Origin of the sequence: Chryseobacterium sp. 6424, assembly GCF_003692615.1 — a bacterium.
Taxonomy (GTDB): Bacteria; Bacteroidota; Bacteroidia; order Flavobacteriales; family Weeksellaceae; genus Kaistella.
This window is the reverse complement of record NZ_CP023540.1, coordinates 1,375,510-1,388,591: the sequence shown is the minus strand read 5'-3', so window position 1 is coordinate 1,388,591 and position 13,082 is coordinate 1,375,510. Positions and strand designations below refer to the sequence as shown.

The following is a 13,082-nucleotide window of genomic DNA, read 5'->3' as shown; positions in this document are numbered from 1 at the left end:
TTTTCAGGTCTCAATTGTTTAGCTTATTTTTACGCCTTTCAAACTATTTTCTATGGAATTTATTCAAACCGTACTTGATTTCTTTTTAAATCTCGATAAGCATCTGTTCACCATGATCATCGATTATGGCGTATGGATTTACCTGATCCTGTTCCTCATCATTTTCGTGGAAACCGGTTTGGTAGTGATGCCGTTTCTACCGGGCGACTCCCTGCTCTTTGCCGCAGGCACCTTTTGCGCTGGCGTTATTGGCGCTTTAGGCGAAACCGCCAGCCTGAATCTTTGGCTCGTGCTGGGCCTATTAACGGTAGCGGCCATCCTGGGTGATACCCTTAATTATTACCTTGGCAAGAACGTCGGTTTACGCATACTCGGCTGGAAGATGGGGGAAAAACAACTTGTAAACCCAAAGTACATTGCCCAAACCCAAGCGTTCTATGAAAAGAATGGCCCTAAAACCATCATCATCGCCCGTTTTGTACCCATCGTACGTACGTTTGCACCGTTCGTGGCTGGTATTGGTTCGATGAATTATGCAACCTTCATCAGATATAATGTAATCGGGGCTTTCGTGTGGGTGTTCGGCCTTACACTTATCGGATATTTCTTTGGTAATCTGCCGATTGTACAAGAAAACTTTGAAACGGTGATTTTCGGTATCATTGGTATTTCATTGCTACCGATGGTGTGGGAATATATCAACGCGAAGTTCCTAAAGAAGAAAAAATAATGTAACCGGCGCTTCAGCCGGTTTTTTTCGCTCTCTTATACCGATATTACCACCCGAAAGTTCGGCTGACGAACAAGATTTCCGGCTGTAAGGAAATCATTTTAAACAAAAAAAACACACTCAAAAGTGTGTTTATCAGGTGCCCGGAACAGGACTCGAACCTGCAAGCTTGTGGGCACTCGCACCTGAAACGAGCGTGTCTACCAATTTCACCATCCGGGCTTCGGGGTGCAAATATACAAATCCTCGGGGATAATCAATTCTTTTTTATCAGAAATATTTCCGAGAGAAAAACGATTCACAGGTTATCTAAGTAAGCTTATGAAAATTGCCAGATTTTTAGTCTTTAAAATCTCACATCACTGTAAAAACCAAGGATCGGCCTGCCAAGTCCGGTCTTCATCAGATGTTTTAAATTTCCATTAAAAGAAACAGCACCTTGGCTGTTTTGTTTATTCATTGTCGTGGTGTTTGTCGAGATTGTTGTACAGATGATTTTCGGACAGGAACAGCGTAAGGGCCGCGTCTACCATTTCTTTATTCATCTGATAAAAATTCTCGGGATCATCATAATCTTCTCCCGTAGCATTGCGTTCAAGCAGGACGTCGCAGGAATATTCCTGTCCTTTAATGTCAAAAAAAAGTTCTCTTTTCACCACTTCTGCTTCTGATCTTGCAGGTCCAAGGCGCAGCAATGTGATTTCGTTTTCCTGATGTACAATTTTCATAAAAGTTATTTTTTAATGTTTATTTGGTTAATTTTTCGTTTTCGAGGATCTTCATTACGATTTTTTCCTCTTTGGTAAGTCCGGATTTGCCGTCATCCACCTCAATTTCATCAAGTTCATCTAGATATTTTCGTATCGAATTGTTTTCATAAAGGTTGATCACCAATGGGTGTACATAATATTTGCGGCAAACAGTAGGGGTGTTGCCAAGATTTGCAGCCACTATCTCTAGCGCTTCCTTGACTTTCGATTTGTATTTAGAATCCTCTTCCGCGGCACCTATTTCTTTAAATGCAATTAAAGCGTTTACCGTGCCAGACCATGTCCGGAAGTCCTTTGCCGTAAAGTCTTCACCACTGATTTCTTTGATGTAATCATTCACCATACCCGAATCAATGGTGTGTCGCTTGCCATCAGCATCATAATATTGAAAGAGTTCCTTCCCCGGGATGTCTTTACAGTTTTGTACCGCTTTTGCAAGTTTTCGGTTTTTAAGGTCGATATCGTGATACACCCCTTTTTTTCCTTTAAATGAAAAATTGATTTTCTGGCCAGTAACCGCGACATGTTTGTCTTTAAGCGTGGTAAGCCCGAATGACCCATATAGTTTTTCGTACACACTGTTGCCTATACGGATATTTGTCCGCTCCATCAAGCTTACGACCACTGCAAGGACTTTGCGTTTCTCTAGGGTTTTTAGAGAGAGGTCTTTTTCAAGCTGAAGGCGCATTTTTGGTAACGCATAGCCAAACTGAAGCATCCGGTAGAATTTGGTGTGGTTGCGCAGCGCGTTCCAGACTGGGTGATAGCGGTATTGCTTTCTGTTTTTCGCGTCTGTTCCGGTGGCTTGTAGATGCCCGTTTTGCAGACTGCAAATCCATACATTCTCCCATGCGGGTGGAATCGCGAGTTTATTAATACGTGCGATTTCTTCAGGATCCTTTATTCTTTCATCTCCATCAAAATAAATGAATTTCTTCCCACTTTTCCTGCGGATGATACCCGCCATATCGCGGTCAGTCGTATATACCAGACTTACGGCCCGTGCGGATTTCACCGGGTCTTTCATGATTTTCACGATCTTGGCAGGTGAAAGCGCGGTTACGGGATCTTTTTCTGTGGTCGTCATGGGATCTAAAAGAATTTTCAATATTTGTTAATTATCCACCGATAATCTCGCCACCGTTCGGATGCAGTACCTGACCGGTAAGATAAGATGCATCATCGCTGGCTAAAAACAGGAAGCATGTAGCCACTTCATTGGGTTCACCTGCGCGCTTCATAGGCGTATCGCTGCCAAATTTCGCTACATCTTCGGGGGAAAGCGTGGACGCGATAAGCGGTGTCCAGATAGGCCCCGGCGCTACGGCATTCACACGGATTCCTTTTTCAGCAAGATTGGCGGAGAGGCTGCGGGTGAATGAAAGTATGGCACCCTTGGTAGCGGCGTAATCCATCAGATGGTCGCTGCCACGATACGCGGTTACGGAGGTGGTATTGATGATTGAACTGCCTTTCTTCAGATATTCCATGGCGTATTTTGTCAGCCACAATACGGAAAAGAAATTAGCATTGAATGTGTTCATCAACTGCTCGGTAGAAATATCAGTGAGTTCCTGCTGTTCCCAATGAATACCTGCATTATTCACTAAAATATTAATCTTACCGAACGCATCCACTGTTTTTTGGATAACCTTCCGGCAGTTAATTTCTTTTGCGAGATCTCCTTTTATCAGCAGGCATTTTTGGCCAAGTTTCTCAACTTCTTTCTGCGTTTCCTTGGCATCTTCGGTTTCATTTAGATAAGCGATAGCAACATCGGCGCCATGAGACGCGAAAAGCAACGCCGTGGCTTTACCGATACCACTGTCGCCACCAGTGATGATGGCGACTTTGCCTTCAAGTTTTGGACCGGGAAGCTTTGGTTTGCTTTCGGGAGTTGGCTTCATTTTTTCTTCAAGACCTGGCTTGGGCTGTGCCTGAGCCGGCCTTATTTTTTCTTTACCTTCCTTTTGCATAAGATTTCTTTTTATTTTCTACCCCGGGTAAACAACCATAGAATGAGACCGATAACACCGACTACAAGGAAGATCCCCCACCACATGCCGGCTTCAAAGATGGTCCCGATAGCGTCGCAGCTTGTAAGCGTCATTATGGCTACCGCAAAAAGACTGAGTAATGTAAACTTTTTCATAATATCTATATTTAATGTTTGGTACATGGTTATACCCGATGGTAATCAGGCTTCCATTTGGTGATGGATTTTTTGATGGTATCACCTGAAATCTTTTCAGTGATGGCTCGGCTAAGAAGCAGTTTAAACTCTTCATCATATGCAAAACGAAGTGCAGCGATCTGCCCGAATGTTAAATGCTTCAGCACATCATCGGCACTTTTCCCAAAGAGTTCAAAATACCGTTGCCTAAACTCTAAACGCAGAATACGGTTTTGGTTCCCTAGCGCATAATGCTGCCTTAGCATCACGGCCAAATACAGCAACAGAAATATCACCACTGAAAACAGTATCCAGGTAAGCTGCTGCTGGCTTTCATTGAAACTTTGCCAAATACCATATCCCAATAGTACCATCAATAACGGTAGGTAAATGAAATGGTGAGGCGCGTAAAACTTCCGGTGTTTGCGGTAATTCTGTTCTTTCATGTTTCAGCGATATCAAAAATGCTTCCAAATGATGAAGCCAGATGATAAAAATGCTATTTCCCGAGGGCTTCGATGGCTTTTAACATATCAAACCCTTTACCAAGTACAGGTTTAAACAGATCACCTTTGGTTTTGATACGCTCCAGGGCATTTTCAATATTGAAATCGGTAGGTTTCAAACCGGTCCTTACTTCATCCCATTCCAGCGGCATGGAGACTGGTGCGCCTTTCTTTGGGCGCAAACTATAGACACTCGCTAAGGTTTGGCCACGCCGGTTTTGCAGATAATCGAGATATATCTTGTTTTTGTCGCGTTTCTGTAAAGCACGTTCCAATGTGGTGATCTCGGGGAGTTCCTGTTGTACCATCTGCATCATTAAATGGGCGAAATCTTTCACCTGGTCAAACGTATAAGCAGTACCGGTAGGAAAATAAATATGGATGCCTGAACTGCCAGAGGTTTTGCAGAATGCCTTAATTTCTGCCTTGTCAGCGATTTTCTTTACGGCAAGCGCTGTTTCGATGACGTCATCAAAAGTATTGTTTTCGGAGGGATCAAGGTCAAGGACAAGATAATCCGGATTCTCTATAGTTTGCACACGGCTTGTCCAGACATTCAGTTCAATACAGCCGAGATTGTTCAGATAGGCCATCGTAGCGCGGTCATTACAAAGGATGTAATTGATGTATTTATCATTAGATTCGGAATATACCTGCTGCGTATCGATCCAATCCGGTGTTTCCTCGGAAGCGTCTTTCTGATAGAAACTCATGCCTTCTATGCCGTTGGGAAAGCGGTTCATGGATTGTGGACGGTCTTTCAGGTAAGGCAGGATATATTCGGCCACGCTTTGATAGTATGCTACCACATCGCCTTTTGTTACCTGATCTTTCGGAAAATAAACTTTGTTCTGATTGGTGAGTTTTACCTCCTGCTTACCGAATTTGGTAAGTGTTTCATTATCTTTTTCCATGACGGTTTTTTTTTGAGGTGCCGGTGGTGCTTCAGGTTTAAAATCTTTGACAAAATCAATATCGCTGGGCTCTAAATCTTCCCGAAGATGTAGAAATACAGGGTGCCTGAAGATGTGATCGGAAGTGATCTCTGTATATTTTATCTCCGCGATAAGTTTGGGTTTCAGCCATGTAGGCTTATCATTGGTTTTCGGAGTTGCGGCAAAAGGTGATTCAGGAATGATGAGCGGAGTCATTTTCGCATGCAGTTCTGTAAGGACTTTATCGGTGAAACCCGTACCGGTATGTCCGCAAAATACCAATTCGCCATCATCGTATCGCCCCAGGATCAGTGAGCCAAATTTTTTCCTGGTTCCTTTAGGCGCGGTAAACCCACAAATCAGCACATCCGCCGTATGTTGTTTCTTGATTTTGAGCCAGTCGCCGGTTCGGGCGCCACGCTGATATACGGAATCTGTTTTTTTGGCGATCATGCCTTCTAAGCCCATTTTTTCTATGAGTTGAAAGAATTTTTCGCCATTTTCGAGAACGTGGTCATGATATTTTATAAACTCGGTTTCTACCAGGGCTTCCTTTAATAGTTCTTTTCGTTGTAAAAGCGTCAGTTCTTCGGTCGAGTGTCCATTAAGCCAAAGCAAATCAAACACCTGGAAGATAACATTCAGATTCGGTTTATCTCCTATCTGCTGTAACCACTGGAAATTGGGTTTACCCTCGTCATCATACGCTACCAATTCCCCATCAAGAATCATTTCGTTTTGCTGTAACCGAAGCGAATTGGCTATTTTCCTGAATTTTTCAAGATACGAAATACCATTACGGGAATAGAATTGTATCTCTTTCCGAAGGTCTGCGATGGCGCGGTAACCATCCCATTTTATTTCAAAAATCCAGTCGGGTGAACTGAAAGGTTTGTCTTTGCTGCCGCAAAGCATGGGTGTGATGTAAGTAGTGAGTTTCTTTTCACCTGATAACGCGGGATTATGGTCAGTGTATTTCTTTACGGATGGGGTGGCGGAGGATTTACTTTTTTTTTGGTACCGAGGTAGGCGGTAACTTTTGAGTCGGGGGCTGTGTTTTCTTCCGCATCGTAATGGTCTGTAGCAAAATGATCCTTATGTTTGATGAGCAGCCACGGATTTCCCTCAGATGCGTTTTTTATTTTGACCAGCGCAAATTCTCCCTGTAATTTCTTGCCATGAAGGACAAACTTTAGAGATTCTTTCTGGAGTTCCTGTTGCATGATGAAGTCATCGGTTTTTCCCTTCACTTTTTCAAGTGGCTCATAGGTGCCTTCATCCCAAATTTCCACTTCGCCAGCGCCATAATTTCCGGCGGGTATGGTTCCTTCAAATGTCCGGTAGGCGAACGGGTGGTCTTCCACCATCATTGCCAACCGTTTGTCAGCAGGGTTCAGTGACGGTCCTTTCGGTATGGCCCAACTTTTCAGTACGCCATCCATTTCAAGCCGGAAATCATAATGAAGGCGGCTCGCTGCATGGCGCTGCACTACAAATCGCAGTTTGCCCGCTGACTTTTCCGTTTTTCCTTCAGGTTCCGCGGTTTGCGTAAAATCGCGTTTTTTATTGTATTCTTCTAACGGCATCTTTCAGATATTTAATGTTTACCCGGCTTTGGTCTTGCCTGCTTCCAGACTGGCTTTCAACTGGGCCATCAGGTCTGTAGCCTTGGCAGAGACTTCCTCTTTATTCACAATTTTCTTGGTTTTACCGTTGGCTTTAGCCTCGATGATTTTCATTAAATCATCATTATAGGTATTTTTAAATTTAGAAGGATCAAACTTAGTCGCGCGCTGCTTAATCAGCGATTCTGCCATTTCTAATTCCTCTGCCTTAGGGTTTTTGGCGGTTGGGATTTTCAGGTCTTCAAAACTCCGGATCTCTTCCGGGTAACGCATCCTGTTCACGATCAGTATCTTATCGTCATACGGGCGCACAAGACACAGGATTTCCTTTTCGCGAAGTATAAAGGTGCCGATGCCCGCCATTTGGGTTTTCATCATGGCCTTCAACAGTAGTTTATAGGCTTCTTCACCGTTTTTTTGAGGTTCCAGAAAATAAGAATTTTCAAAATATACGCTGTCGATCTCATTGATGTCAACAAACTGTTTGATATTCAGTAACTTGGATTTTTCAGGATTTACCTGATCGAAATCTTCATCAGTAAGCACGATATAGCGGTCTTCAAGCTTGTAGCCTTTAACGATGTTCTCCCATTTCACTTCTTTACCGGTATTGGCATTCACACGTTTAAAATTGATGTTTGAAAGGTCGTTTTTATCCAGCATATCGAGGTCTAGGTTGCTTTCGCCCGTTGCGGAATACAGTTTGATAGGGATATTTACCAAACCAAAACCGATGGCGCCGTTCCAAATTGCTCTCATAAGAAATATTTTGAGGATGCCATATCAAAAATGCGTCCAAAGGATTTTTTTCATTTCACCTTACAATATCCATCATGAAAATCGCAACTTACAACGTTAATGGGGTAAATGGGCGTCTGCCCGTACTTCTTCGCTGGCTGGAAACCACTAAACCCGACATCGTATGTCTTCAGGAACTGAAGGCTCCGCAGGAAAAATTTCCGGTTGAGGCGATTAACGCCGCAGGCTACGAAGCGGTATGGCGCGGTCAGAAAAGCTGGAATGGGGTAGCCGTATTGTCGCGTCGCGGAACACCCGAAATTTCCCGGGACAGATTGCCCGGAGATGAAAATGATGCCGCCAGCCGCTATCTTGAAGTAAAAATCAATGGGTTGATCGTCGCCTGCCTTTATCTGCCCAACGGAAATCCGGTTCCGGGACCCAAATTCGATTATAAAATGCAGTGGTTTGAACGACTTGATGCACATGCTGAAATGCTGGTGACAACTGGCAAAAAGGTAATTCTGGCCGGAGATTTCAATGTGATGCCAACGGAAAAAGATGTGTATAAGCCTGAAAAATTCCTGAAAGACGCGCTGTTTCTGCCAGAAGTGCGGGAGGCATTTCATCATTTGTTACAGCAGGGCTGGACGGACGCGTTGCGTTATCTGTACCCTGAGGAAACTATCTATACCTTCTATGATTATTTCAGAAACGCTTATCAGCGTGATGCAGGTTTAAGGATTGATCATTTCCTGTTATCGGGCGAAGTCTTACCTCATCTTAAAAATGCCGGCGTGGACAAGGAAGTACGCGGCTGGGAAAAAACCAGCGACCACGTACCGGTTTGGATAGAACTTGATATATAAAAAAACGCCCAGCATCGCTGAACGTTTCAATAATTGTCAAGGCAAAATATTAATCGAGACCACCTTTTCGGGTAGGTTCTTTCACTTCCGGCCATTTTGCAGGCTCACCGGTACGGGACTCAATACCCAGGTTTATTTTTTCAGCGGACGCTTTTTCAGGATCTTCGCTGGCCATGTAGGTTAAGATTGCGATCAGGGCCACGTTACTTTTTACATCATCGAAGACGATTTTATCGTAGGTATCACGGTTGGTATGCCAGGTGTAATTGCCATAGCTCCAGTTTAAAGATCCCAGCATGAAGGCCGGTACGCCTGCCGCTACAAAAGAGGCGTGGTCTGAACCGCCTGCGCCCGGTGTCCCAGGGAAAGTGGTTTTGATGTCTTTGGTAAGCTCTTTTGGCACTGCATTCAGCCAGCGCCCAAGATAATCATATGAATGCAGGAATCCCTGTCCACTGATGTTGGCGATGCGCCCTGTACCATTGTCCTGATTGAAAAGTGCCTGGATTTTCGGCATTTGGTCTTTATGAGCCGACACATACGCCCGCGAGCCGTTAAGTCCCTGCTCCTCGCTGCCCCAAAGCCCTACGATAATGGTTCTTTTCGGGTTCGGGTAGTGCTTTTTCAGGATACGGGCTACTTCCATCATCGTGATGGTTCCTGTGCCATTATCAGTCGCACCTGTACCACCATCCCAAGAATCAAGGTGTGCCGACAGGATGATGTATTCATCAGGTTTTTCAGAACCTTTTATTTCTGCTACGGTGTTGAAAGTAGGTGCCATCCCACGGTCTTTAGAATTTGCGATGATCTTAAGCTTTGGCGTAGTTCCGTTTTTAAGCATTCGGTACAGTTGTCCGTAATCTTCCAAAGAAACATCCATTACCGGGATTTTTTTTGTTGCGGCAGAGAAAATCTTGTTCACCCCGAAACCGCGTGACCAGTTAGAAGAGATGATGCCGGCGGCACCTGCAGCTTCAAGTTTCGCATTTAGGGTTCTGCTGGTTTCGCCTGTTGCTTTTATTGAGTTTTGCCACACTTCAGAGGCTGCTCTGGATTCGTTTTGCATTTTCTCGAATGATTCGGGTGTGGCAAATTCCTTCCAGTTATACTCAGGGCGTCCCGAGGCTTGATATTGAGATACCATCACGAGTTTGCCTTTTACCTTGGGCAGCCAGGCATTAAACTCTGCGGTGCTGGCAAAGATAGGCATCATTACCACATCGGCGGTAAGCCCTTTAGCGGGAGTAGCCGGGCTGAAGGCAAGTTGCATTCCTTCGATAGATTTGGCATAAGGCGCTACCATTTCAATAGTGGTGGTGCCTCTTTCCCAGGATTTCCATTCTCCCCATTGCTCATTGCGGACGTTAATTCCCCAGTTTTTGAAACGGTTCACGGCCCAGTCGTGCGACTGCTGCATTTTCGGACTTCCTACAAGACGGGGACCGATGCCATCCAACAGTTCATAAGCCAGCTGCTCGAGTTGGGAGTTGTTGTACGTTTCATCCATGATAGATTTTACCACAGCATCCTGAGTCTGGGCCTGCAAACCTGTTGCGAAAACAACAGAAAGCATCCACACTTTTGCATAATTCTTCATTATAAAATAGTTTTTGCGATGAAGATAATTAAAATTTTGTGAATATGAAAAAACGCGTACAAATTTGAAGGATGTGAAGCGGGGTTTTTCGTAGGGTTTTCTTGGGTTGATTCTTTTACTGAATGAAGCTTGGCAACAATCTTGTATGGGAAAAAATATGATGGCAAAAAATCTTATATTAGTCCTGTGTTTTTTCTTAATCAAAGTAGGCGCACAAGCCAAGGCCGATTTGGTTTTGGGTAAATGGCTGGCGACTGACCACAGCGTAGCGGTAGAAGTTTACAAGAAAAATAACGAATATAAAGCCCGTGTGATTTGGTTTGATGAACGTTTGGGCAGCGGATTACCGATGGATAAGAGGTTTGACACCGAAAATCCCAACCCCGCGCTAAGGCACCGGAAAATCCTGGGTATGGAGATCCTGCACGGACTACATTTCAATACTAAGACCAAATCCTGGGAGCAGGGCAAGATCTATGATGCTACCAGCGGGCGGTTCTGGGACTCTTCCGCGCAGCTTACTGAAAATGGCCTTATGAAAGTCCGTGGCTATTGGAAATATAAATGGATTGGTAAAACCATGACTTTCAAAAAAACAAATAACGAAATACTTGCAAAATTATAAACTATGAATATGATTATCAGATTACTCTTGACCGCGGTTGTCGCGTTTTTTCTAACAAAAATATTTTCAGGGGTACACTTTGACGGTTTTTCTACCGCGTTGGTTTTTGCCATTGTACTCGGTGTGCTGAACCTCATTGTATCGCCTGTTCTGAAGATTCTTGGGCTTCCGCTAACCATACTTACACTCGGACTTTTTTCTTTGGTCATCAATGCCCTGGTGGTTCTGATTGCCGATTATTTCATTGACGGGATGCAGATCGATGGTTTTGGTGGGCCTTTATCTTCAGTATCGCGCTTTCGCTTATCACTTCTTTACTCAGTGGTGTATTTAGCTCAGCAGATTAACTATTTTTTACTTCAAATAAGTCTTTATGTATTCATGAAGACTTTTTTTGTGTCTTAACTGAAAAAGTTGCCACTATTGAAAAACGGCTTTATTTGCTATCTTTGCTGTGGGCAGATTTCTGCAAAATCATTAAAAACTTTCTCTATGAAGCTCAAACACACGCTGGTCGCCGTTGCAGCGCCATTTCTTATGAACGCACAAAATGTAATGACACCGGAAACACTATGGACCCTCAACAAAATCGGGATCACCGCTGTTTCACCGGATCAAAGCAGCCTTATATATTCGGTAGGCAAAACCGATTTGCAAACAGAAAAGAACAACAAAACCAATTACTTCCTGAATATACGTACCGCGGAAGCAAGCAGCATTGATCTTGGCAAGAAAAGCATTATCCAATGGGATAAAAACGGCCTTTATGCACAGGATGGCGACCAGATATTTCTTTCGAAAGATGCCGGTAAAACCTGGTCTGCATTTTACACGTTAGCCAATGCCGATAATATTGTGATTTCGCCAGACGGTAAGAAAATCGCCTTCAGCCGTGAAGTATTGGTAGAAAAAGTGTTGGGCAAAGATAAATATAATGATGTGGCTAAAAGTACCGCACACATCTACACCGACCTGAACCACCGCCACTGGGATTATTTTAACCAAGGGAAGTATAACCACATCTTTGTGGTAGATGCTACCCAGCCAGCTGACAGCGCGGTTGATCTGCTTGAAGGCAAAGCCTGGGATTCTCCTCAAAGACCATTCGGTGGGGCAGAGGATTTCATTTGGAGCCCAGATTCTTCACAGGTGTTGTTTGTAACAAAACCACTTAGCGGCACGGCATACGCCAAAAGTACCAATACCGATATCTTCGCCTATCATTTGGCTGCCGGTACAACAACGAATCTTACTGCCGCCAATGAAGGCTACGATGTAGCACCTAAATTTTCCCCGGATGGCAAAAAACTGCTGTGGATGTCAATGGCCCGCGACGGATATGAAGCGGATAAAAATGACATCAAAATAATGGACTGGCAGACAAAGACGGTGCAGAACATCACCCAAAACTGGGATGAGAGTGTCACCGGTGACACCTTCTGGACGCAGGATTCCAAAAATATTTATTTCACTTCTGCCATTCGCGGCACGAAACAGCTTTTCGTCACAGACCTTAGATCCGGAAAAATAAAACAGGTGACAAAAGGGGATTTTGATATCACAGAAATCTATGCGCAGGGTAAGAACACACTTTTAGTCGGCCGGACTGATATGAACCACGCTGCCGATTTGTATTCTGTTGACTTGAGAAATGGTAACATGAAACAAGTTACCGATATCAACAGAGAAGCCTACGCAAAGATTACTCCGTCAAAGACTGAGTTAAGGATGGTAAAAACCACTGATGGGAAGGAAATGGGCGTTTGGTTTATCTATCCGCCAAACTTCGATCCCAACAAAAAATATCCGGCTTTGCTTTATTGCCAGGGTGGTCCGCAATCCGCGCTCACCCAAACCTTCAGTACCCGCTGGAATTTTGCGCTGATGGCAGCAAACGACTACATCATCATAGCGCCTAACCGTCGTGGCATGCCGGGTTGGGGTACCGCGTGGAACGAGCAAATCTCCCGCGACTGGGGCGGACAGGTAATGCAGGACTATCTTTCGGCTACCGATTATGCTAAAAACCTACCTTTTGTAGATGCTGACAAAATAGGGGCGGTAGGTGCAAGCTATGGTGGCTACAGTGTTTATATGCTGGCCGGCATCCATGAAAATAGGTTTAAAACCTTTATTTCGCATAATGGCCTATATGATATGAAATCCTGGGCGTTAACAACCGAGGAACTCTTCTTCGCGAACTGGGATTTGGGGTCACCCTTTGAAAATCCGTTGCCAAGATCTTACACTGATTTTAACCCGAGTAATTACATCAGTAAATGGAACAAGCCTATCATGATAATCCAAGGGGGACTTGATTACCGTGTGCCTTACGAGCAGGGCCAACAGGCATTTCAGGCCGCTAAATTACACGGACTTAAAGCTAAGTTCGTATATTTCCCGAATGAAAATCATTGGGTGCTAAAACCTCACAACGCGCTTGTTTGGCAGCGTGAATTCTTCGAATGGCTGAAAGAAACACTTTAGAACATAAAAGAAGGTTCCCAAATT

13 protein-coding genes, 1 tRNA gene and 1 pseudogene are annotated in these 13,082 nt (G+C 44.2%); 5 read left to right on the top strand and 10 right to left on the bottom strand.

What is annotated here, in order from left to right:
• Positions 1-52 precede the first annotated feature (52 nt).
• A complete protein-coding gene (locus tag CO230_RS06520; protein WP_122027859.1) occupies positions 53-730 on the top strand; it encodes a DedA family protein in 678 nt (225 codons plus the stop codon).
• A 140-nt stretch (positions 731-870) separates the two neighbouring features.
• Here CO230_RS06520 and CO230_RS06515 read toward each other — a convergent pair.
• The 9 genes from CO230_RS06515 to CO230_RS06475 form a co-directional block, all read right to left on the bottom strand.
• Positions 871-952, bottom strand: a tRNA-Leu gene (locus CO230_RS06515).
• Positions 953-1,182: 230 nt separating this feature from the next.
• The gene (locus CO230_RS06510; protein ID WP_122027858.1) at positions 1,183-1,458 is read right to left on the bottom strand and encodes a hypothetical protein; all 276 of its coding nucleotides are present in this window, start codon (positions 1,456-1,458) and stop codon (positions 1,183-1,185) included.
• 19 nt (positions 1,459-1,477) lie between these two features.
• Positions 1,478-2,587 (bottom strand): DNA topoisomerase IB, encoded by a 1,110-nt coding sequence (locus tag CO230_RS06505; protein ID WP_122027857.1) that lies wholly within the window; start codon positions 2,585-2,587, stop codon positions 1,478-1,480.
• Positions 2,588-2,618: 31 nt separating this feature from the next.
• Positions 2,619-3,476 (bottom strand): glucose 1-dehydrogenase, encoded by an 858-nt coding sequence (locus CO230_RS06500; RefSeq protein ID WP_122027856.1) that lies wholly within the window; start codon positions 3,474-3,476, stop codon positions 2,619-2,621.
• Positions 3,477-3,487: 11 nt separating this feature from the next.
• On the bottom strand, positions 3,488-3,652 hold the full coding sequence (locus CO230_RS06495) for a phosphatidate cytidylyltransferase (protein WP_122028916.1): 165 nt from the start codon (positions 3,650-3,652) through the stop codon (positions 3,488-3,490).
• Positions 3,653-3,681: 29 nt separating this feature from the next.
• Complete coding sequence (locus tag CO230_RS06490; RefSeq protein WP_122027855.1) at positions 3,682-4,119, bottom strand: DUF6526 family protein; 438 nt, start codon at positions 4,117-4,119, stop codon at positions 3,682-3,684.
• Between the two features lie 53 nt (positions 4,120-4,172).
• Positions 4,173-6,029, bottom strand: coding sequence for a DNA ligase D (ligD, locus tag CO230_RS06485; RefSeq protein WP_122027854.1), 1,857 nt, complete (start codon positions 6,027-6,029; stop codon positions 4,173-4,175).
• A 65-nt stretch (positions 6,030-6,094) separates the two neighbouring features.
• Positions 6,095-6,700: a DNA polymerase ligase N-terminal domain-containing protein gene (locus CO230_RS06480; protein WP_122027853.1), complete on the bottom strand. Its 606-nt coding sequence runs from the start codon at positions 6,698-6,700 to the stop codon at positions 6,095-6,097.
• Positions 6,701-6,718: 18 nt separating this feature from the next.
• A complete protein-coding gene (locus CO230_RS06475; protein WP_122027852.1) occupies positions 6,719-7,498 on the bottom strand; it encodes a Ku protein in 780 nt (259 codons plus the stop codon).
• A gap of 74 nt (positions 7,499-7,572) precedes the next feature.
• On the opposite strand from CO230_RS06475, the gene xth reads away from it, so the two are divergent.
• Positions 7,573-8,346: an exodeoxyribonuclease III gene (gene xth / locus CO230_RS06470; protein WP_122027851.1), complete on the top strand. Its 774-nt coding sequence runs from the start codon at positions 7,573-7,575 to the stop codon at positions 8,344-8,346.
• A gap of 49 nt (positions 8,347-8,395) precedes the next feature.
• Here xth and CO230_RS06465 read toward each other — a convergent pair whose 3' ends face one another.
• Positions 8,396-9,946, bottom strand: coding sequence for a M20/M25/M40 family metallo-hydrolase (locus CO230_RS06465; protein WP_122027850.1), 1,551 nt, complete (start codon positions 9,944-9,946; stop codon positions 8,396-8,398).
• Positions 9,947-10,103: 157 nt separating this feature from the next.
• On the opposite strand from CO230_RS06465, the gene CO230_RS06460 reads away from it, so the two are divergent.
• The 3 genes and pseudogenes from CO230_RS06460 (at position 10,104) to CO230_RS06450 (ending at position 13,058) form a co-directional block, all read left to right on the top strand.
• Entirely contained in the window at positions 10,104-10,571 is a 468-nt protein-coding gene (locus CO230_RS06460; protein ID WP_162989994.1) for a DUF2147 domain-containing protein, read from the top strand.
• 3 nt (positions 10,572-10,574) lie between these two features.
• Positions 10,575-10,918 (top strand): annotated as a pseudogene (locus CO230_RS06455) (phage holin family protein).
• A 145-nt stretch (positions 10,919-11,063) separates the two neighbouring features.
• A complete protein-coding gene (locus tag CO230_RS06450) occupies positions 11,064-13,058 on the top strand; it encodes a S9 family peptidase (RefSeq protein ID WP_122027847.1) in 1,995 nt (664 codons plus the stop codon).
• Positions 13,059-13,082 lie beyond the last annotated feature (24 nt).